Origin of the sequence: Neorhizobium galegae (genome assembly GCF_021391675.1) — a bacterium.
GTDB classification, from domain to species: domain Bacteria; phylum Pseudomonadota; class Alphaproteobacteria; order Rhizobiales; family Rhizobiaceae; genus Neorhizobium; species Neorhizobium galegae_B.
In genome coordinates this window covers 1,164,263-1,184,853 of sequence record NZ_CP090095.1, presented here as the reverse complement: position 1 = coordinate 1,184,853, position 20,591 = coordinate 1,164,263, and the positions used below count along the sequence as shown (strand labels likewise).

Genomic DNA, 20,591 nt, shown 5'->3' with positions numbered 1-20,591 from the left:
AGGTGCAGGTCCAAAGAGGATGCGATCCCTCGTCGGGTTGATACAACGCTGCACCCAACCGCCGGAGGCCGTTCCGTTTTTTTCGAATGACTGAGGGGAAATCCTCTGGTTTGCCCGGTGGTAAAACGGGAACCTTTCTTCGCGCCTGCGAATTGAAAGCGAACGCCGCGGCAAAGAGGAGGCTGCATGTCGCTCGACTTCGTGACGTCCGAATTCCTGATCTTCGTTGCCATAGGCTTCTTCGCACAGATCATCGACGGGGCGCTCGGCATGGCTTTCGGGGTGCTGACGACGACCAGCCTGCTTGCCGTCGGCGTGGCGCCCGCGGCGGCAAGCGCCATGACCCACGTGACCGAGTGTTTCACCACCGCCGCCTCGGGCGCTTCGCATCTCTACAACCGCAATGTCGACTGGCGGCTGGTGGCAAGGCTTGCACCGGCCGGCATGGTCGGCGGGGCGATCGGCGCCTATGTCCTGTCGAATATCGACGGCAAGGCGATCGAACCCTTCGTCTCCGCCTATCTGATCGCCGTCGGCCTGTTCATTCTCTACAAGGCCTTCCGTCCGAAATTTCCGCGCGACGTGCGCGACTGGATCGTGCCCTATGTCGGCGGTGCGGGCGGGCTGCTCGATGCGATGGGCGGCGGCGGATGGGGGCCGATCGTCACCAGTTCGCTGCTCGGCCGCGGTCACGACCCGAAAAAGGTGATCGGCTCCACGAACCTGACCGAATTCGCCGTTACCACCATGATCTCGGCGACTTTCATCGTCGCGCTCGGCTGGTCGGAACTCTCCTCCGCCCTCGGCCTCATCCTCGGCGGCATCCTGGCGGCGCCGATCGGCGCCTTCATCGTCCGCTACCTGCCGGTCAAACCCCTGATGATCGCCGTCTCGATGATCATCATCGGCACCGCGGCGGTCCGGCTTGTGTGAGGAGAAATAGCTGGATCACTCGGCATTGAGTTTCTTGCAGCACTGTGCCGGGAATGGTCTGGCGAAGTTTGGTACTGAAATGGCGCCCCGCCCCGCGATCTGATAAGCTTACCCGCGAACAGGAACCAACCGATGCGCCCGAACCGATCCATTACCGTTTCCATCCCGGAAGAGATGGCCGAACTCGTCGAAAAGAAGGTCGCTTCGGGCGAATTTGCCGACGAGAGCGAGGTCATCGCCGAAGGATTGCGGTATCTGGCAGACCATGATGCGGGAATAGAGGGCTGGCTGCGGGATGAGGTCATGCCGACCGTCACGGCGCATGATCCTTCCAAGGCAATTCCGATCAGCGAAGTCCGTCGGCGCATCAATGCGCATATGGATGCGCGCGACAAAGACACCCGCCTCCCCGAATGAGATACCGGGTCGTTTTCGATCCGGCAGCGGATGCCGACCTGACTCTATGACTATATTGCTCCGAAAGCCGGCCGCGCCATTGCACGGCGGTATATCAACCAACTCGTCGGCCACTGCGCGGCTTTTGAAACCTTCCCCACCCGCGGCACGAGACACGACGAGCTCGGGTCCGGTATCCGTATCGTAGGCTTCAAGCGGAAAGCCAGCATCGTCTTTCGCATCGATGCTGACGTGGTCACGATCATGCGCATTCTACATCGGGGTAAAAGCCTCGGCGGCGCGGACGATCTCGAGGACGACGAACTCTAACTTACCCCTCGCCCCTTGCGCCGCCTGAAAGCCTCAGGCCTCGTCGCCGGGGGAGCGGGCCCAGTCCATGTAGAGTTCCAGCGCCTTGCGGGCGACCGGGCCTTCCTGGAGCTGGCGTTCCTCGAAGCGGTTGACCGGCACGATCTTGGAATAGTTGCCGGAGGTGAAGATCTCGTCGGCATCCATGAAATCCCCGACCGTCAGCGTCGTCTCGCGCACGTCGAAACCGCCGCGGCGCAGGAGGTTGATGACGCGCGAGCGGGTGATGCCGGCAAGGAAGGTGCCGTTGGCGATCGGCGTCATGATCACCCCGTCCTTGACCATGAAGATGTTCGAGGAGGCGGTCTCGGCGACATTGCCGTTCATGTCGCGGGCGAGCGCATTGTCGAAGCCGCGGTTGCGGGCTTCCATGATCATGCGGCCGCTATTGGGATAAAGGCTGCCGGTCTTGGCGCCGGTCATCGCCACTTCCGGGTTCGGGCGGCGATAGGGCGAGACGGTGAGCGACGAGGGTTTGGCGGTCTGCATTGGCGCCTCGAACAGGCAGAGCGCGAAACGGGTCGATTCCGGATCGGCGGTAACGACGCTGTAGGGCATGCCGTGTTCCGACCAGTACATCGGCTTGATGTAGATCGCCGTCTTGCCATCGAACTTCTTGATGCCCTCCCAGGCGAGCGCCTCGATCTCCTCGGGCTGCATTACCGGCTTCATGCCCATGTTCGTGGCCGACCGGTTGACGCGCTGGCAATGCAGGTCGATGTCCGGCGCAATGCCGTCGAACCAGCGGGCACCGTCGAACACGGTCGAGCCGAGCCACATCGCATGCGAGGTGGGGCCGATCAGCTTCGGATTGCCGTCCAGCCATTCGCCATCCACGAACGTCCAGGTGGTAGTGCGGGGGGCGGTGTTGACGGACATGGCGATCTCCTCGGTCATTCTGGGGTCATTCGTCTGGGCGCTTCAAAATTGCGGGGTGAGTGAAGTCCGGCCCCGCCGCAGAGGTCAAGCGATAATATGAAATGGATCATCACAAAAATTGATATTTTTGCCCATGGAGACCGGGGCGTCGGAGTGCCATGTTCCATCGAAACGAACACTCGAGGAAAACGCTGATGGCATGGTCGGCGGAGCAATATGTGAAATTCGAGGACGAGCGGACGCGGCCGGCGCGCGATCTTCTGGCGCAGGTACCGCTCGGCTCGGTTGCCGGTGCCTACGACCTCGGCTGCGGCCCGGGCAATTCGACGGAGCTGATCGCGGAGCGTTTCGGGGCTGCCAATGTCGCCGGCCTCGACAGCGACGACAACATGCTGGCGGCGGCCCGCAAGCGCCTGCCCGGCACGCAATTCACCAACGCGGATCTGAATACATGGGTCCCGGGGGAGCCGGCCGACCTGCTCTACGCCAATGCGGTCTTCCAGTGGGTGCCGGACCATATTTCGGTGCTCGCCCGGCTTATGGACCACCTGAGGCCCGGCGGCGTGCTGGCGGTGCAGATGCCGGACAACCTCTCCGAACCCAGCCATGTTCTGATGGAGGAGACCGGCGCGGCCGGCCCGTGGAAAGCGGCCTTCGAAGGCGGCCGGGTGCGCCGCGCGGTGCTGCCGCCGCCTGCCGTCTATTTCGACCGGCTGATGCCGAAATCCGCCCGGATCGACGTCTGGCACACGGTCTATTACCACCCGCTTGGCCATGCGCCCGCGATCGTCGAATGGGTCAGGGCGACCGGGCTGCGGCCCTATCTCGACGCCGCCGGCCCTGCCCATGCGGAAGCCTTTGCGGCCGACTACACCGCCCGCATCGCCAAGGCCTATCCGCCGATGGCCGACGGGCGGGTGCTGTTGCGCTTCCCGCGGTTCTTCGTCATTGCGGTCAAGGCCTGAAGGGCGGCTTCAAGGAGTGCCCGGCGACTTCAAGGGGTGCCCGGAGGCGGGGCCAGCGGGTTCTGCTGCTGGGGTGGCGTCGCTTCTATCCGGCCGTTACCGGGGTCATTCATCCAACCGATACTCAATACACAGCCGATGAGGATCAACAGCACCGCGATAAAAAGCCAACGCATCAAATTCCTCCGCCGGCCATCAACCGGAATGCACCCGACCAAGGAAATCGCGGATGAGCGGTGCGACCTCGTCGAGATTGGTTTCCAGCAGCCAATGACCGCCATCGAGAAGATGAAGTTCCGCCCTGGGCAGGTCGCGCAGGAAGGCGCGGGCGGATTTTTCCGGCATGTAGCCGTCCTGCGGCCCCCAGACGATCAGGGTCGGCGGCTGGCGGTCGCGCAGATATTGCTGATAACGCGGAAACCAGGCGACATTCTCGCGCAGCCCGGCGATGACATCGACGGCGATCTGCCGCCGTCGTTCGTCCATCAGCGCCCAATGCAGCTTCCACAGGTCGGGCGAGATGCGCTCGGCGATCTCCGGCCGGACCTCGTTGAGAAACTCCTCCCTGAAACCCTCCTCGCTGACAGCGCCCGCAATCTTGCGGCGGCCTTCCTCGGTCGGGTTGCGCCAGAACTCCTGCAGGCCGGCATATCTGGGGCCGAGCGCGTCCTCATAGATATCGCCGTTCTGGACGATCAGCGCGACGATCTTCTCGGGGCGCCGGATCGCCAGGCGAAGACCGATCTGCGACCCGAAATCGTGGAGGTAGAGCGCGAACCGGTCGAGGCCGAGCGCTTGCGTGAACTCGTCCAGAAAGCTGGTGAACCCATCGAAATCATAGGCAAAGCCGGGGGGCGTGTCGGTATAGCCCGAGCCCGGAAAATCCGGCGCGACCAGATGCCAGCGATCGGCAAGCCGCGGCATCAGCCTGCGGAATTCATAGGACGAGCAGGGATAGCCGTGCGGCAGCAGAAGCACGGGCGCACCGACCCTGCCCGCCTCCCGGTAAAACACCCTCATGCCGTTGAGGCCGAGCCACTTGTGTTTCACCCGTATGCGATCCGGCGGGGCTTCGGTGGTCATATCCATGATCATCGCTCCTTGGCTGCCTGTCCTTCAAGAAAGGTTCATGCTGGAAATGTTCCGTGACCATTTCGTGGCACCAGGTCGACTTTTCGTATCGCGGCGACGTCGGTAGTTCTCTAGCTTGGCGCACCCGGCGTGCAGCCGCAACGCAGCAAAATGGTTGACTCGGGCCGGTTCGGCTTGCACTCTCGACCCTTCCCGTTTTCGTCGTCCTGCCCGAAAAGCCGTTCGAAGCCATGCCGAAACCATCCACATTGTCGCTGACGCAGGACCTGGTCGACCTTTGCTTTCGCGAGGAGGTGGATCCCGGGCAGCCGGCCACATGGGAGCCGCTGACCGACGACGATTTCATCCAGATCGCCGATCGGCTGGCGGCGGAAATCGGCGAAGATCCGCTCTGGGTGTTCGCCTATGGCTCGCTGATCTGGAAGCCGGGCTTCGATAGCGTCGCCTGCCAGCGGGCGGCCGCCTACGGCTGGCATCGCTCCTTTTCGCTCCGGATCGAGCGCGGCCGCGGCTCGCCGGCCCAGCCGGGGCTGATGATGATGCTGTCGCGCGGCGGCCGCTGCGACGGGGTGATCTACCGGGTCGCCGACGACGACAAGCGCGTCCAGATCGAAAAAGCGCTGCGCCGCGAGGTCAGCCATCGCGACAGCCTCACCTCGTTCCGCTGGCTGCCGGTCCGGACCCAGGCCGGCGAGACCGTGCGGGCGCTGACCTTCTGGGTCGGCGGCACCAGCAAGCGCATCGTCCGTCCGCTGCTGCCGCTCGACGAGGTCGCGAAGGTTCTGGCGCGCGCCTGCGGGCATCGCGGCTCGTGTGCCGAATATCTCTACAATACCGTCGTGCATCTCGCCGAATTCGGCATCCACGACCGCAATCTCTGGCGGCTGCAGGAGATGGTGGCGAAGGAAATCCGGGCGATGCATATGCGGGAGAAGATCGGCCTGGAGGGCGTCGCCGTGGAGGCCTGAGCCGAGAGGGCAGAGGGGGCTGGCGATCTCGGCAGAAGAGGTCCGAAATCGCCTCAACATAAAACCGATTGCAAAAGGCAATCAGCCAGACTATCCATAAACCAGTTTCACTTCGCAATCGGTTATGGGAGGCCGTCATGCGTCCGGTTCTGTATTCACATCCGTTCTCGTCCTACTGCCAGAAAGTGCTGACCGCGCTCTATGAGAACGGCACCGAGTTCGACACCCGCATGCTCGGGCCGGAGGATCCTTCGGCCTACGAAGACCTCTGCAGCATGTGGCCGGTGAAGCGCTTTCCGATCCTGCTCGACGGGGAGAAACGGGTCTTCGAAGCGTCGATCGTAATCGAATATCTCGGCCTGCATTATCCCGGCCCGGTGAAGTTGATCCCCGACGATGCGGATGCGGCGCTCGATGTGCGGATGATGGACCGCTTCTTCGACAACTACATTTCCACCCCGCAGCAGAAGGTGGTCTTCAACGCCATCCGACCGGAAGAGCACCGCGATCCATACGGCGTGCAGGAAGCGCGCGGCATGCTGGATGCCGCCTATGGCTGGCTGGACAAGCGGATGTCGAGCCGGGAATGGGCGGCGGCCGATGCGTTCAGCCTGGCCGATTGCGCCGCGGCCCCTGCCCTCTTCTATGCGGACTGGACTCACCCGATCGGCGAGCAGTTCGCCCATGTGCGGGCCTATCGCAGCCGATTGCTCGCCCGGCCGTCTTTTGCGCGCGCGGTGGACGAGGCCCGGCCCTATCGCGCGTTCTTCCCGCTCGGCGCTCCGGACAGGGACTGAAGGCCGGCGGCCCGTCTATCCGGGTACCGACCCGGCCCAGCTGCCCCGGAACGGTCAGAACGTGCTCTCGGTCGCCAGGACGTGGCCGTTCATGGCAGCCCAGATCATCCGTACCTCGCGGCGAAGCACGGCGCTGGGACGAACGCCGCCGTTGCCATAGTTCTTATATTTATCGCGGTAAGCTGCAATAAAGACTTCGACGGCTTCTACGACTTCCGCGTGCTGTTCCACGCGGCGGCGCAGCGCTTCCTTCTCCGCATGAAGGATTTCGAAGCTCTGGACGATGAGCCGCAGGTCTTCCAGCGGCACGTTCAAGTGTGGGTACTCCGACGAATCGGCGATTACCTCCGCCCGCAGACGGGCGATGATGTCGTTCAGTTGGTCACTCATGCCGGGATTCTCCTGAACCCAGGATTTGGGTAGGGAAATCGGCTAAAGCAAGGCGAATCTGTGGCATAGAAGACACTTTTCCCGATCAGAACGATCGGGATTAAGGTCTTTGTTCGACTTATGGTTACCCGGTGGCGCTGCGCCCTTTGCGCGATATGCGTCAAAGCCGCGCCGCGAGGAAATCTATATAGGTGCGGATGCGCAGGGCGAGGTGCTCGTGGCCGGCATAGACCGCATGGATTTCCTCGATGTCCTCAGGGTTGAAATCCTCCAGAACCGGCATCAGCCGGCCGGCCTCGATATCCGGCTCCACATGGAAACGCCCGACCCGGCCGATGCCGAGGTGATCCAGGCAGAACTGCCGGATGATCGAGCCGTTGCTCGCCTTCAGGTTTCCGGAAACCGGCAACAGCTCCCGGCTGCCGGTTTTCGGATCACGAAAAGGCCAGCCTTCGACCGACCGCCGGAAATTGAAATTGATGCAGTTGTGATGGATCAGCTCGGCCGGCGTCTTCGGGACACCGTGACGCTCCAGATAACCCGGCGAGGCGATCACCACCTGGCGGCTCTCGCCAAGCTTTCGCGCCATCAGCGACGAGTTGCGCATCGGCCCGTGGCGGATGGCGATATCCACCCGCTCTCGGATGAGGTCGACGGTGTCGTCGGTCAGCGTGATATCGAGCTGCACATCCGGGAAGAGCTGCTGGAATTCGCAGGTGAGCGGCAGGACATACCGTTCTCCGAAACCGACCGAAGCGTTGATCGACAGCGGCCCGCGCGGCAGCGTCCGGCCGCCGCCGGAAACCATCTCCTCCGTATCCGCGATCTCGGCAAGGATGCGCTGTGCCCGCGCCAGATAGGTCTCGCCCTCCGGCGTCAGCTGCAGCATGCGGGTGGAACGGACCACCAGGCGGGTGCCGAGCCGGTCCTCCAGGCGGGTGACTAGCTTGCTGACGGCGGACGGGGAGAGCTTTAGCTTGCGGCCGGCGGCGGAAAAGCTCTTCAGCTCGGCTGCCAGGGCAAAGACTTCCATTTCTCCGGCTCGGTTGTCCATTTGGGCTCGCTTTCAGATTTCGATCATTTCGGTTGTGCCGCGGCGCCCCCCTCTGGCCTGCCGGCCATCTCCCCCACGGGTGGGGAGATCACAAGTCGCGCGACAGTCGCTTCCAAACAAGCGTCGTGCACCTCAGTCGGAAGGCGCAGCATAAGACGTCGAATGTAGAGCGGTGAGCAGGCGCCCGGCTGATCTCCCCACCTGTGGGGGAGATGGCCGGCAGGCCAGAGGGGGGCGGTCTTGCTCGAACATCAACCATCACTTGTGACTTCAATTCACAAATGATTATCCGCTTATGCGGCTACACACGCAAGTCCGAGGTGACGATATTGCGGTGCATCAACCACCAATTCCTTCCTCCCAAGGACAAGGACCCAACCAATGCCTCTCGCTCTCTACGCCCTGACGGCCGGTGCCTTCGGCATCGGGGTCACTGAATTCGTCATCATGGGCCTGCTGATCGACGTCAGCAAAGATCTCGGCGTATCGATCTCGGCCGCCGGCCTTCTGATCTCCGGTTACGCGCTCGGCGTCGTCGTCGGCGCGCCCGTTCTCGGCATGCTGACCGGCAGATGGTCGCGCAAGACCCTGCTGATGAGCCTGATGGTGGTGTTCACCATCGGCAACCTCGCCTGTGCGCTGGCGCCCGACTACTGGACGCTGATGGCGGCCCGGGTGTTGACCGCATTCGCGCATGCCTCTTTCTTCGGCGTCGGCTCGGTGGTCGCCACCAGCCTCGTCGCCCCGTACAAGAAGGCTTCCGCCATCGCCATCATGTTCACCGGCCTCACCGTCGCCAACATTCTCGGCGTGCCCTTCGGCACCTGGCTCGGTCAGGCCTATGGCTGGCGCTCGACCTTCTTTGCCGTGACGGTGATCGGTCTCGTGGCTCTCGCCGTCATCGCGCTGTTCGTTCCAAAGGACAAGGCCGCGGACAATTCGGAGGAAAGCGCGCAGGGTGCGCTTGCCGTGCTCGGCCGCCGCCCGGTTCTGCTTGGGCTCTTGATCACCGTGCTGAGCTGGGTCGGCGTGTTTGCTGGCTTCACCTATATCGCCCCGATCCTCACGCAGATCACCGGCTTTTCGGAAGCCGCCGTTTCGCCGATCCTGCTCGTCTTCGGCGGCGGCCTGGTGATCGGCAACCTGGCCGGCGGCTGGCTGGCCGACCGCCATCTGGTGCCGACCATCGTCGCCAGCCTCGTTGCCCTCTCGGCCGTGCTGCTGTTGCTGACGGCTGCGATCCACCAGCCGGTGCTTGCCGTCATCGCCATCGGCCTGTTCGGCGCCGCAGCGTTCGCCACCGTCTCGCCGCTGCAGATCTGGGTACTGCAGAAGGCAGAAGGTGCCGGCCAGGGGCTTGCCTCGTCGTTCAACATCGCCGCCTTCAACCTCGGCAATGCGATCGGCGCCTGGCTCGGCGGCGCGGTCATCGACCATGGCCCCGGTCTTGGCTCGGTCACCCTGATCGCCGGCCTGGTGCCGCTCGCGGCGCTTGCCGTCGCCCTCTTCGCCATCCGGCTGGACAGGCGCGAGACCGCCGTCAGCGGCGCACCCGCCCTCTCCTGCCCGGCCGAATAACCGACACACCGAAGGATCACGACCATGGAATACCGCAATCTCGGACAATCCGGCCTCAGAGTGCCGGTCTTAAGCTTCGGAGCCGGAACGTTCGGCGGCTCCGGCCCGCTGTTCAGCCACTGGGGCACGACCGATGTCGAAGAGGCTCGCCGCCTCGTCGATATCTGCCTGGAGGCCGGCGTCAACCTGTTCGATACCGCCGACGTCTATTCGAACGGCGCTTCGGAGGAAGTGCTCGGCCAGGCGATCAAGGGCCGGCGCGACCAAGTGCTGATCTCCACCAAGGCCAGCCTGCCGACCGGCGACGGGCCGAACGACTGGGGCTCCTCCCGCTCCCGCCTGATCCGCGCGGTGGATGCTGCGCTAAAACGGCTCGGCACCGACCATATCGACATCTTCCAGCTGCATGCCTTCGATGCCTCGACCCCGGTGGAAGAGGTCGTCTCGACGCTCGACCAGCTCGTCAAGGACGGCAAGCTGCGGTATATCGGCGTTTCCAACTTCTCCGGCTGGCAGATCATGAAGTCGCTCGCCGCCGCCGAAAAGCATGGGCAGACCCGCTATGTGGCGAACCAGGTCTATTATTCACTGGTCGGCCGCGACTACGAATGGGACCTGATGCCATTGGGCAAGGACCAGGGGCTCGGCGCGCTGGTCTGGAGCCCGCTCGGCTGGGGTCGCCTCACCGGCAAGATCAGCCGCGGCAAGCCGCTTCCGGAGGGCAGCCGCCTGCATGAGACGGCGGATTTCGGCCCGCCTGTCGAAGACGAGCTGCTCTACCGGGTGGTCGATGCGCTGCAGGGGGTGGCGGACGAAACCGGCAAAAGCGTGCCGCAGGTGGCGATCAACTGGCTGACCAGCCGGCCGACGGTTTCCTCGGTGATCGTAGGCGCCCGCAACGAGGAGCAGCTTCGCCAGAATCTCGGTTCGGTCGGCTGGTCGCTGACGACAGAGCAGATCGGCAGGCTCGATGCGGCCAGCGTCGTGACCGCCCCCTATCCGCATTTCCCCTATCGGCGACAGGAGGGTTTTGCCCGCCTCAACCCGCCCATCGCCGGCTGACGTTACCCGAAAACTCGGGTGGTTGATCCGTCACAGAATCGGTCCATGTAATACGGGCCTCATTTGGCCCGGCCGTTTGCCGGGCTTTCCCATAGGAGTTCAATATGTTCACAGTCAGCGCCAACGGCGCCAATATTCCCGCCCTCGGCTTCGGCACGTTCCGCATGCCCGACGAAGACGTCGCCCGCGTGCTGCCGGAAGCCCTGAAGCTCGGCTTCCGGCATGTCGATACCGCGCAGATCTACAAGAACGAGGCGGCCGTCGGCGACGTGCTGTCCAAATCCGGCATCCCGCGCGCCGACATCTTTCTCACCACCAAGGTCTGGGTCGACCGCGTCGGGCATGACGCCTTCATCGCCTCGGTCGACGAGAGCCTGGCCAAGCTGAAGACAGACTATGTCGACCTGCTGCTCCTCCATTGGCCGCAGAGCGAAATGCCGCTCGCCGACCGCATGGGCGCGCTGAACGCGCTCAAAAAAGCCGGCAAGGTGAAGAATATCGGCGTCTCCAATTTTTCCGCCGCGCTGATCGCCGAAGCGGTAAAGCTTTCCGACGCGCCGCTTGCCACCAACCAGGTGGAATACCATCCCTATCTCGACCAGACCAAAGTTCTGGGCGAGGTGCGCAAACATGGCATGTCGCTGACGTCCTATTACCTGATGGCGAACGGTGCGGTGCCGGGCGACGCGGTGCTGAAGGATATCGGCGCCAAGTACGGCAAGACGGCCGCGCAGGTGACATTGCGCTGGGCGATCCAGCAGAAGGACGTCATCGCGCTTTCCAAGACCGCAACCGTTTCGCGTCTGCCAGAAAACTTCGACGTGTTCGATTTCGCGCTTTCGGAGGAAGAAATGCAGGCGATCCACAAGCTCGCCAAGCCGACCGGCCGCATCGTCAATCCGGGGCACCTGGCCCCGGAATGGGATGTTTGAGGATTATCTTCTCCCCAGCGGGGAGAAGGTGGCCCGAAGGGCCGGATGAGGGGGGCGAAGCCACATTCTGGCTCAACATTACGGTTCGCGTGTTCGTCGCTGCAATCGATCCAGAGGATCGATTGCTCCGGCTTCGCCGGACCGCTCCTCATCCCCCTCATCGCCTCGCTTATGCTCGGCACTTCTCCCCGCTGGGGAGAAGAGGGAGCAAGCCGCGGCCTCCGCGAGAAAACGGGAGGCCTTCCTTGTTGTTTAAAGCCAGCCTCTCCGCTTGAAATACATATACGGCATGGCCATCGAGACGATCATCATGGCGATCGCCATGTGGTAGCCGTAGTGCCATTGCAGCTCCGGCTGATTGGCGAAGTTCATGCCGTAAATCGAGGCGACCAGGGTCGGGGGCAGGAAGACGACCGAGGCGACCGAGAAGATCTTGATGATCTGGTTCTGCTCGAGATTGATCAGCCCCAGCGTCGCATCCAGCAGGAAATTGATCTTGCCGGACAGGAAGGCCGAGTGATCGCCGAGCGAGGTGGCGTCCCGCTGCAGCAGTTTCAGGCGCTGGCGCAGTTCCTTCGACAGCTTGCGGTCGACGCCATCGAGGGCCGCATAATAGGCGACCACCCGCGAGACGCTGACGAGGCTTTCGCGCACCACGGTGATGAACTCGCCCTTCTGGCCGACCTCGCGGATGAGGTCCTGCAGGTCGCGGGTCTTCTTGTTGGCCTTGGCGGCCTTGGTCGAAAAGACTTCCTGGGAAATCTGGTCGATCTCGGTGCCGAGCCGTTCCAGCGTATCGGCCATGCGGTCGATGATCGCCTCGATCAGTCCGGTCATGATCAGCTCGCCGTAACCGCAATGCAGGCCGGCACCGTTCGGCTTGCGGGCGCGCGCCATGAAGGCATCGAAGGGGCGCGGCTCGGCATAACGGACGGTGACCAGGACCTGGCCCTTGACGATGAAGGTGACGGGAACCTTTCGCGGCGTGCCGGCATCGGGCCTGGTCAGCACCGTCATGGTCATGAACTCGGCGCCGTCCTCCTGGTAGAGGCGGGCGGAGAGTTCGATATCCTCCATCTCGTCCATGGTCGGCACGGTGATGCCGAGACGCTCGCCGACGATGCGCTCTTCTTCCGAAGTGGGGCTGACAAGGTCGTACCAGACGACTGCGGGCGTTGCGGGCGCGGGCGTGACCGGTTCCGACAGGTCGGATGTTACCGGCGCTGCGGCAAGAGCGGGCATGTCGGAAGCGACTGCGACGAGGCGATCAAGGTCGTAGGCATGGATGCGCAGCATGGCGGCTCCTTTTCGGACCATCGGTCCCTTCGGAGCGCGCATCCTTCAAGAAGGACTAGAGCCCCGCAGAGACGGGTCGGTATGATGACGTCGAACTTCGACTGTCGGGGTTCATCTCAATTTGTCCTTTGAAAGGAGGACACCCGGACAGGCGCCTCTCACGCGTGAAATGTGCCCTAAACGGCGAAAAGTCAATGGCTTTTCTGTCGCAGCCGCCCCCAAAAAAACTGCCGCCGCTTCGGGCCGGATAACCGCGGAAGATAGGCCGCCGAGAACCGGTGAACCGAGCGATCGGCCGGATCATCCGGTGACCCGGAAGCCGACCGGCTTTTCCGCGAGCATCGCCGGTTGCCGCTCCGCACCGGAGACCGACGCACCGAGCGGACCGTGCCGGAAACGCTCGAGCATTTGGGATATGCCGGCGGTTGATCCCGAGAGCAAAGCAAGGACGGAACCATCCGGCTCGTTGCGGACCCAGCCCGTCAAACCCAGCCGTTCCGCTTCCTCACGCGTCCAGGCACGGAAACCGACGCCTTGTACCCTTCCCGTTATCCGCACCATGGCGGCATCGTCATCATCGGACATGGCAACCTCCCGTCCTGGGCAACTCTCATTGACATGGAGAGTGCGAAACCCACGGCAAGCCTGAAAGGGTGCCGACGGCACCCGATTGGCCTCTCGCCGGTCTCATTGCTTTGGATAAGACAAAAAAAGCCGCCGGCCTCGCGGCCGACGGCTCGGAAGTGCCGAAGGATGCAGATCAGACGAACTGGCTCAGGCCCGGAACCGAAGCAATCACCGTATCGACGACCTCGTCGCCGGCGTGTTCGCGGGCGACCGCCATGGTTTCCTTGGCAAGGCCGGTGATCTCGCCCATGCCGAGGCCCTGGGACATCAGCTGCTGGCCGAGCGCCATGACGCCGCCGCCGAAGCTTGCCATCAGGCCGCCGAGGAGACCGCCGCCGGCACCTTCGCCATTGAACTTGGCAACCAGTTCGGAGGCACCGGGGATCGCCTCGATCATCTTGGCAACCGCGCCGTCATCGGCCTCGCGCTGCAGGAAACCGAGCATCATGCCGATCGCCTTTTCGGCGACGTCAGGGGCAATGCCGACATTTTCGGCGACGCGGGAAACCAGTTCGTTCATCAATCTCTCCTCGGGTTTTTGACGTTCACGTCAAGGTAATACATGCAGTCTTTGCCGAAGCCAACAGGGCGCGTGACGCATCTCGGAGCTTCACGCTTCACCGGAACGCTCGCCCACCGTGTCCGCCATATAGGCGCCGCGGGCGCCCAGGGGTTTCGGCCTTCCGGTGGTCGAATCGCGGGCAGTCTGGTGTTCGAGTTCGGCATTGATCTCGGCACCGACGACAACGATGATGACCGATATCCATGTCCAGACCATGAAGCCGATCAGCGCGCCGAGCGTGCCGTAGGTGGCGTTGTAATCGGCAATATTCCCCAGATAGTAGGAAACTGCAATCGAGGCGGCAAGCCAGGCAACAGTCGAGAATGCCGCACCCCAGGTGAGCCATTTGAGTCTTGCCGGCTCGCGGCTGGGGCCGAAGCGGTAGAGCATCATGATGCCACCCGTAACGAACAGCATCATGACAGGCCAGCGGGCGATGCGGATGATGATTTCCGTCCATCGGTCGAGCCAGAGGTAGCGCAGCACCGCCGGCACGATGCCCATGGCAAACAGGATGACGATCGCCAGCAGGAGCGCGCCGAGCGTGAAGAGAAGCGAGATCAGGTTGAGGCGCACGATACTGCGCTTTTCCTCTTCCCCATAGGCAACGTTCATCGCCTCGAACAGCGCCTTCATGCCGTTATTGGCGCTCCAGAGCGCCAGCGCCAGGCCGCCGATGAGGGCGATCGACAGCGTCGTGTTGCGCTCCGTGGTGAGTGCCCGCAGCTGATCGAGAAAAATGTTCAGGGCGTCCGCCGGCATGACGGAGCTCAGGAAGGTGATTCGGTCGACGATCGCGACCGGATCCGCGACGAAACCGTAGAGGGAGACGAGCGCGCTTGCAGCCGGAAACAGCGCCAGCAGGAGATAATAGGTGACACCGGCGGCGATCAGCGAGATGCGGTCCTGGGTGACGCCTGCATAGACGCGCCAGAAGACATCCTTCAGCCCACGGGCCGGGATTTCTTCTGGGCGAGTCGGCCTCACGGCCCCTGTTCTTTTCCAATGCGGGGACCGTTTCGCCGATCGTCATGCCATACCCAGCCTTCCCATTGCGGGCGGGCTCCGGACAATCTCGTGGCCGTTGCCCGGCGCCTCCGCACATCCTATAAGCAGTTGGCAGAGAACGCGGTCAGGGAGCGCATAGTTGCATGGACGATACGGGAAAGCTCTTCATCGGCGGCAGCCGCAAGCCGGACGATTCGCTCAACAAGGCTGAATATCTGGAACTGAAGTTCGGCAACCGCCACGGTCTCGTCACCGGTGCCACCGGCACCGGCAAGACGGTGAGCCTGCAGGTGCTCGCCGAAGGTTTTTCGAAGGCCGGCGTGCCTGTCTTCGCCGCCGACATCAAGGGCGATCTTTCCGGCATCGCCATGAAGGGCGAAGCCAAGGATTTCCTCCTGAAGCGCGCCGAGCAGATCGGCTTTGCGGACTATGATTTCGAACAGTTCCCGGTGATCTTCTGGGATCTGTTCGGCGAAAAGGGCCACCGGGTGCGCACCACCATCGCCGAGATGGGGCCGCTCTTGCTGTCGCGCCTGATGGATGCGTCCGAGCCGCAGGAAGGCGTCATCAACATCGCCTTCAAGATCGCCGACAAGGCGAACCTGCCGCTGCTCGACCTCAAGGATTTCGCCTCGCTGCTCAACTACATGGCCGAGAATGCCAGCGAGCTGTCGAGCCAGTTCGGGCTGATCTCGAAAAGCTCCGTCGCCTCGATCCAGCGCGGGCTGCTGGTGCTGGAACAGCAGGGTGCCGAGCATTTCTTCGGCGAACCGGCGCTGAAGATTTCAGACATCATGCGCATCAACCCGAACAGCGGTTACGGGCAGATCTCGGTGCTTGCCGCCGACAAGCTGATGATGAACCCCAGGCTTTATGCGACCTTCCTGCTCTGGCTGCTCTCGGAACTGTTCGAGGAACTGCCGGAAGTGGGCGATCCGGAACAGCCGAAGCTGGTGTTCTTCTTCGACGAGGCGCATCTGCTGTTCAACGATGCGCCAAAGGTGCTCACCGAGCGCGTCGAGCAGGTCGTGCGTCTGATCCGCTCCAAGGGCGTCGGCGTCTATTTCGTCACCCAGAACCCGCTCGACGTGCCGGAAACCGTGCTCGCCCAGCTCGGCAACCGGGTGCAGCATGCGCTGCGCGCCTATACGCCGCGCGAGCAGAAGGCGGTGAAGACGGCTGCCGATACGTTCCGCCCCAACCCCGATTTCGACTGCGCCACGGCGATCACCAATCTCGGCACCGGCGAGGCGCTGGTCTCGACGCTCGAAGGCAAGGGTGCGCCTTCCATCGTGGAACGCACGCTGGTGCGCCCGCCATCCGGCCGCATCGGCCCGCTTTCGGACCAGGAGCGGCAGATGATTATCGACAAAAGCCCGGTGCTCGGCCTCTATGACGAAGACCTCGACCGAGAATCCGCCTTCGAAATCCTCGCCGCACGCGCCAAGCAGGCTGCCGATTCCGCCGCCGCCAGAAAGGCGCAGGACGAACTGCAGTCCGCACCGCCGGCCGGTTCCGGCGAGACGACCGGCTGGACCCTGCCTGGCTTCGGCGGCGGCAAGGACGACGACAACGACCAGGGCCGCCCCCAGCCGCGCCGCTCCGGCTACCAGCGCGAAACGATCATCGAAGCGGCGATGAAGAGTGTGACGCGGACCGTTGCCACGCAGGTGGGACGGGCGATCGTGCGCGGGATTTTGGGGAGTTTGAAGCGGTAGGGGTTCGCCGGGCTAATTCGCGAGGAGGCTTGTCGGATTTCGGTTGCTAGTTGGCCGTTGTGCCCGTGATACCCCCCTCTGCCCTGCCGGGCATCTCCCCCTCAAGGGGGAGATTGGGTGAGGTGCGCTCTCTGCCCGAAGCCAGGTCGAGGGTTAGCGCTGATATACACCGTCGCCCAAGGCTGATGCGCCGTCGTCCAAAAGAGAATTCGAAGCCGCCTCTGGCCGATCTCCCCCCTTGAGGGGGAGATGCCCGGCAGGGCAGAGGGGGGTGCGCCGCGCCCGGAACCTCTCGGGCTTGACACCCCAATCATCACCGCTTGCGCACGAACTCAGTCCGCAGCACCAGGCCCTTGATCGCCTCATGCCGGCAGTCGATTTCTTCGGGGTTGTCGGTCAGCTTGATCGACTTGATGACCGTGCCCTGCTTCAGGGTCTGGCCGGCGCCCTTGACCTTCAGGTCCTTGATCAGGGTGACTGAATCGCCGTCCTTGAGGACGGTTCCGGATGCGTCGCGAACCTCGGCGGCACCGGCACCTGCGGCCGCAGCCAGTTCGGAGGCCGGACGCCAGTCGCCGGTCGCTTCGTCATAGACGTATTCGTCGTCATCGGCTGCCATCGGCGTCTCTCCTGAAAATCAACAATTCGCCGGTCGGCGATGGCCGCTTATAACAGCCGAACCGCCCCGGGCAAGCTCCACGGCAACAAGCCGGCCGAGCATGGTCCGGTTGCATTCGCCTGACTGCGATGATATTTCGCCGATGTGCTTTTCAAGAGAAAGGAGGGTCACGTGCACAATTTCTATTTCCGGTACTACCGGACACGTGGTCCCGTCGACGCCCTGCAAATGCGTTTGCAGGGCTGACCAGAGGCCGTTTCTCTTAAAATACACCTTCCTGGTCTGCCCTTCGTGGCCCGCAGCGCCGAGCGCCCGCTCGTGCATCGCTGCGATTTCCGAACACGTTGCAAGCGGTGCATGACGTCGATGATGGCCGAGCGCCCGCGATGTCCTGCGCCTGCAAGCCAAGACCAGAGAACGACAATGAGCCTCATCAACCTCCGCAATCTCGGAATCACCCTCTCCAGCCCGCTGTTTTCCGGGCTGGACCTCACCGTCAATGCCGGCGACCGGATCGGCATCGTCGCGGCCAACGGGCGCGGCAAGTCCACGCTTCTCAAATGCATCGCCGGCACGCTCGATGCGAGCGAGGGCGAGATCACCAGAAGCCGGGGACTGACGATCGGCATGGTGGAGCAGAACGTGCCCCCCGCCCTGATGCAGGCGAGTTTTCGCGAGGCCGTGCTCCAGGCGCTCCCGGCCGACCAGATCGACAGCGAAAGCTGGCGCGCCGATGTCGCGCTCGAAGGGATGGACGTGCCTGAGGCGTTGCGCGAGCGGCCGCTTGCGGCGCTGAGCGGCGGCTGGCAAAGGCTGGCGCTGATCGCGCGGGCCTGGGTGACCGAGCCGGACGCGCTGCTGCTCGACGAGCCGACCAACCATCTCGATCTTGCCAAGATCGCGCTTCTGGAAGACTGGCTGAACGCGCTCCCCCGCGACATGCCGGTAATCCTGTCGAGCCACGACCGCGCCTTTCTCGACACTGTGACCAACCGCACGCTTTTCCTGCGGCCGGAAAACTCCCAAGGGTTCTCCCTGCCCTATTCCAGAGCACGGGCAGCACTCGACGAGGCGGATGCGGCGGATGCCAAGCGCTACGAACGCGACATGAAGACGGCCGACCAGCTGCGCCGGCAGGCGGCGAAGCTGAAGAATATCGGCATCAATTCGGGCAGCGACCTGCTGGTCGTCAAGACCAAGCAGCTGAAAGAACGCGCCGAGAAGCTGGAGGACGCGGCAAGGCCGGCGCATCTTGAGCGCTCGGCCGGCGCCATCCGCCTCGCCAATCGCGGCACCCATGCCAAGGTGCTGGTAACACTGGAGGATGCGGCGGTGACGACGCCGGACGGCACGCTCCTGTTCAAGACCGGCAAGCAGTTCATCTGCCAGGGCGACCGGATCGTGTTGCTCGGCCGCAACGGCACCGGCAAGACGCGGCTGGTGACGATGCTGCGCCGGGCGATCACCGAACCCTCCGTGACGATCGACGGCATCAAGGCAACACCGACGCTGATCCTCGGCTACGGCGACCAGTCGCTCGCCGATCTCGAGGACCGGCAGACGCCGCACGAAACGATCATCCACCGCTTCGACATCGGCGACCAGAAGGCCCGCTCGCTGCTCGCCGGCATCGGCATCACGGTGGAGATGCAGGCGCGGCCGGTCGGCGAGCTTTCGGGCGGGCAGAAGGCGCGGCTCGGCCTTTTGGTGCTGCGGCTGCGCGAGCCGAATTTCTACCTGCTTGACGAACCGACCAACCATCTCGACATCGAGGGGCAGGAGGCGCTGGAAAGCGAGCTGATGGCGCACCAGGCAAGCTGCCTGCTGGTCTCCCACGACCGCAGTTTCGTGCGCGCCGTCGGCACCCGTTTCTGGCTGGTGGAGGGCCGGCGGCTGGTCGAGGTGGAGGGGCCGGAGGAGTTTTTCGCGGCGAGCCGCGGGTGACTCGATGGAAATTGCTCCTCACCCTTTTCCCCGCTCGCGGCCGGATAAAGACATACCTTCCTTCCCCTCCATAAGGAGAGAAACTCAGGTTTTCCCATTGCGCTCCTCGAAGGCTTTTCGGGACGCGTCGATATCGGCGTGGTGGGTGGCCGCCCATTCCCAGACCGTGCAGAAGGCGGCGCTGAGGCTTCGGCCGAGCTCCGTGAGGTTGTATTCGACTTTCGGCGGGATGACCGGATAGACCTTGCGCGACACGAAACCGTCCCGTTCCATCTGCCGCAGCGTCTGGGTCAGCATCTTCTGGCTGATGCCGCCGGTCAGCTTGCCGATCTGGGTGAAGCGCAGCGTGCCGTGTTCTTCCAGGACTTCGAGGATCAGCATGGTCCACTTGTCGGCCACCTGGCCGATGATGCCGCGCACCAGTTCTTCCAGTACCGGATCGATCTCGTCGGGGACTTCACGGCCTGAGGGTGACCGCATCGACGGTCGAATTCCTTGATCCACAGTCACTCTCCTTTTGGTGTGTATAAATCTTTTGGGTGCCTTCTTCCGAGAAGAGATTGATAGCCGTATTTTCCGGCCACGCAACACGGAAAGGCGACGACCATGAAAATGAACGGCAATACGATCCTCATCACCGGCGGCAATTCAGGCATCGGCCGGGCTCTCGCCGAGGCGTTCCATGCGCTCGGCAACCAGGTGATCATCACCGGGCGGCGCCAGGCGACGCTCGACGCGGTGACGGCCGCCAATCCCGGCATGAAAGGCATGGTGCTCGATCTTGCCGATGCCGACGCGATCAAGACATTCTCGGCCGACCTTGCGGCTGCCTATCCGTCGCTGAACGCCGTCATCAACAATGCCGGCATCATGGTGCCGGAACATATCGGCGCCGGCTCGGATTATCTCTCGACCGCCGAAGAAACGATCACTGCCAACCTGCTCGGCCCGATCCGGCTGATCGCGGCGCTGCTGCCGCAGTTGAGCACCCAGGAAGATGCGGCGATCCTGACCGTATCCTCGGGCCTTGCCTTCGTTCCGATGGCGCTGACGCCGACCTATTCCGCCACCAAGGCCGCCATCCATTCCTATTCGATGGCGATCCGCGAGCAGCTCAAGGACGCGGGGCCGCAGGTGATCGAGATCGTGCCTCCCTATGTGCAGACATCCCTGATGGGCGAACGCCAGGCGAGCGACCCGAACGCCATGCCGCTTGCCGATTTCATCTCGGAGGTCATGGACATCCTGACGCTGCAGCCGGGCGTCAAGGAAGTCGTCGTCGAACGCTGCAAGCCGCTGCGTCATGCGGTCGAGAACGGCAATTTCGACGCGATGTTCAACGGCATCAATTCGATGAGCCACTGACTGCGGACGCGTCCCGGCGGCAGCCCCTATGCGGACC

21 protein-coding genes and 1 pseudogene are annotated in these 20,591 nt (G+C 63.3%); 12 read left to right on the top strand and 10 right to left on the bottom strand.

Annotated features, from left to right (window positions below):
- The first annotated feature begins 186 nt into the window (after nt 1–186).
- From LZK81_RS05805 to LZK81_RS29405, 3 genes are all read left to right on the top strand, one after another.
- The gene (locus LZK81_RS05805; RefSeq protein WP_304655864.1) at nt 187–933 is read left to right on the top strand and encodes a sulfite exporter TauE/SafE family protein; all 747 of its coding nucleotides are present in this window, start codon (nt 187–189) and stop codon (nt 931–933) included.
- A 132-nt stretch (nt 934–1,065) separates the two neighbouring features.
- Nucleotides 1,066–1,350, top strand: a complete 285-nt coding sequence (locus LZK81_RS05800; protein ID WP_233955473.1) for a ribbon-helix-helix domain-containing protein — start codon at nt 1,066–1,068, stop codon at nt 1,348–1,350.
- Nucleotides 1,351–1,404: 54 nt separating this feature from the next.
- Nucleotides 1,405–1,659, top strand: coding sequence for a type II toxin-antitoxin system RelE/ParE family toxin (locus tag LZK81_RS29405; protein WP_418936495.1), 255 nt, complete (start codon nt 1,405–1,407; stop codon nt 1,657–1,659).
- Between the two features lie 33 nt (nt 1,660–1,692).
- Here the strand turns inward: LZK81_RS29405 and LZK81_RS05795 are convergent, their stop codons facing one another.
- Entirely contained in the window at nt 1,693–2,577 is an 885-nt protein-coding gene (locus LZK81_RS05795; protein WP_233955472.1) for a branched-chain amino acid aminotransferase, read from the bottom strand.
- A 194-nt stretch (nt 2,578–2,771) separates the two neighbouring features.
- Between LZK81_RS05795 and tam the strand changes: the two genes are divergently transcribed.
- Nucleotides 2,772–3,542 carry a trans-aconitate 2-methyltransferase gene (tam, locus tag LZK81_RS05790; RefSeq protein WP_233955471.1) on the top strand — a complete coding sequence of 257 codons (771 nt, stop codon included), beginning with the start codon at nt 2,772–2,774 and terminating at the stop codon, nt 3,540–3,542.
- 195 nt (nt 3,543–3,737) lie between these two features.
- On the opposite strand, the gene LZK81_RS05785 is transcribed toward tam, so the two are convergent.
- On the bottom strand, nt 3,738–4,625 hold the full coding sequence (locus LZK81_RS05785; RefSeq protein WP_418936494.1) for an alpha/beta fold hydrolase: 888 nt from the start codon (nt 4,623–4,625) through the stop codon (nt 3,738–3,740).
- 239 nt (nt 4,626–4,864) lie between these two features.
- Between LZK81_RS05785 and LZK81_RS05780 the strand changes: the two genes are divergently transcribed.
- Together LZK81_RS05780 and LZK81_RS05775 are read left to right on the top strand one after the other, a co-directional pair.
- Nucleotides 4,865–5,602 carry a gamma-glutamylcyclotransferase gene (locus LZK81_RS05780; RefSeq protein WP_046607187.1) on the top strand — a complete coding sequence of 246 codons (738 nt, stop codon included), beginning with the start codon at nt 4,865–4,867 and terminating at the stop codon, nt 5,600–5,602.
- A gap of 137 nt (nt 5,603–5,739) precedes the next feature.
- The gene (locus LZK81_RS05775; RefSeq protein ID WP_046627188.1) at nt 5,740–6,399 is read left to right on the top strand and encodes a glutathione S-transferase family protein; all 660 of its coding nucleotides are present in this window, start codon (nt 5,740–5,742) and stop codon (nt 6,397–6,399) included.
- A 54-nt stretch (nt 6,400–6,453) separates the two neighbouring features.
- On the opposite strand, the gene LZK81_RS05770 is transcribed toward LZK81_RS05775, so the two are convergent.
- Both LZK81_RS05770 and LZK81_RS05765 read right to left on the bottom strand, forming a co-directional pair.
- The gene (locus LZK81_RS05770; protein WP_046607185.1) at nt 6,454–6,789 is read right to left on the bottom strand and encodes a hypothetical protein; all 336 of its coding nucleotides are present in this window, start codon (nt 6,787–6,789) and stop codon (nt 6,454–6,456) included.
- 160 nt (nt 6,790–6,949) lie between these two features.
- Complete coding sequence (locus LZK81_RS05765; protein ID WP_233955469.1) at nt 6,950–7,843, bottom strand: LysR family transcriptional regulator; 894 nt, start codon at nt 7,841–7,843, stop codon at nt 6,950–6,952.
- Nucleotides 7,844–8,224: 381 nt separating this feature from the next.
- Here LZK81_RS05765 and LZK81_RS05760 point away from each other — a divergent pair, with 381 nt between their 5' ends.
- The 3 genes from LZK81_RS05760 (at nt 8,225) to LZK81_RS05750 (ending at nt 11,415) form a co-directional block, all read left to right on the top strand.
- Nucleotides 8,225–9,421, top strand: a complete 1,197-nt coding sequence (locus LZK81_RS05760; RefSeq protein ID WP_233955468.1) for an MFS transporter — start codon at nt 8,225–8,227, stop codon at nt 9,419–9,421.
- A 24-nt stretch (nt 9,422–9,445) separates the two neighbouring features.
- Nucleotides 9,446–10,483, top strand: coding sequence for an aldo/keto reductase (locus LZK81_RS05755; RefSeq protein ID WP_233955467.1), 1,038 nt, complete (start codon nt 9,446–9,448; stop codon nt 10,481–10,483).
- A 104-nt stretch (nt 10,484–10,587) separates the two neighbouring features.
- The gene (locus LZK81_RS05750; protein ID WP_233955466.1) at nt 10,588–11,415 is read left to right on the top strand and encodes an aldo/keto reductase; all 828 of its coding nucleotides are present in this window, start codon (nt 10,588–10,590) and stop codon (nt 11,413–11,415) included.
- Nucleotides 11,416–11,667: 252 nt separating this feature from the next.
- Here the strand turns inward: LZK81_RS05750 and LZK81_RS05745 are convergent, their stop codons facing one another.
- The 4 genes and pseudogenes from LZK81_RS05745 to LZK81_RS05730 form a co-directional block, all read right to left on the bottom strand.
- Complete coding sequence (locus LZK81_RS05745) at nt 11,668–12,657, bottom strand: magnesium transporter CorA family protein (RefSeq protein WP_370689850.1); 990 nt, start codon at nt 12,655–12,657, stop codon at nt 11,668–11,670.
- Between the two features lie 354 nt (nt 12,658–13,011).
- Nucleotides 13,012–13,296, bottom strand: a complete 285-nt coding sequence (locus LZK81_RS05740) for an acylphosphatase (protein WP_233955465.1) — start codon at nt 13,294–13,296, stop codon at nt 13,012–13,014.
- A gap of 175 nt (nt 13,297–13,471) precedes the next feature.
- Nucleotides 13,472–13,858: a hypothetical protein gene (locus LZK81_RS05735; RefSeq protein ID WP_233955464.1), complete on the bottom strand. Its 387-nt coding sequence runs from the start codon at nt 13,856–13,858 to the stop codon at nt 13,472–13,474.
- 90 nt (nt 13,859–13,948) lie between these two features.
- A pseudogene (locus LZK81_RS05730) lies at nt 13,949–14,933 on the bottom strand (YihY/virulence factor BrkB family protein).
- Between the two features lie 118 nt (nt 14,934–15,051).
- Between LZK81_RS05730 and LZK81_RS05725 the strand changes: the two are divergent.
- The gene (locus LZK81_RS05725; protein ID WP_233955461.1) at nt 15,052–16,626 is read left to right on the top strand and encodes a helicase HerA-like C-terminal domain-containing protein; all 1,575 of its coding nucleotides are present in this window, start codon (nt 15,052–15,054) and stop codon (nt 16,624–16,626) included.
- Nucleotides 16,627–16,939: 313 nt separating this feature from the next.
- On the opposite strand, the gene LZK81_RS05720 is transcribed toward LZK81_RS05725, so the two are convergent.
- On the bottom strand, nt 16,940–17,245 hold the full coding sequence (locus LZK81_RS05720; RefSeq protein ID WP_046607178.1) for an alkylphosphonate utilization protein: 306 nt from the start codon (nt 17,243–17,245) through the stop codon (nt 16,940–16,942).
- 423 nt (nt 17,246–17,668) lie between these two features.
- On the opposite strand from LZK81_RS05720, the gene LZK81_RS05715 reads away from it, so the two are divergent.
- On the top strand, nt 17,669–19,189 hold the full coding sequence (locus LZK81_RS05715; protein ID WP_233955460.1) for an ABC-F family ATP-binding cassette domain-containing protein: 1,521 nt from the start codon (nt 17,669–17,671) through the stop codon (nt 19,187–19,189).
- 84 nt (nt 19,190–19,273) lie between these two features.
- Here LZK81_RS05715 and LZK81_RS05710 read toward each other — a convergent pair whose 3' ends face one another.
- Nucleotides 19,274–19,669 carry a winged helix-turn-helix transcriptional regulator gene (locus LZK81_RS05710; protein ID WP_233955459.1) on the bottom strand — a complete coding sequence of 132 codons (396 nt, stop codon included), beginning with the start codon at nt 19,667–19,669 and terminating at the stop codon, nt 19,274–19,276.
- 126 nt (nt 19,670–19,795) lie between these two features.
- On the opposite strand from LZK81_RS05710, the gene LZK81_RS05705 reads away from it, so the two are divergent.
- Complete coding sequence (locus LZK81_RS05705; RefSeq protein WP_233955458.1) at nt 19,796–20,554, top strand: SDR family oxidoreductase; 759 nt, start codon at nt 19,796–19,798, stop codon at nt 20,552–20,554.
- Nucleotides 20,555–20,591 lie beyond the last annotated feature (37 nt).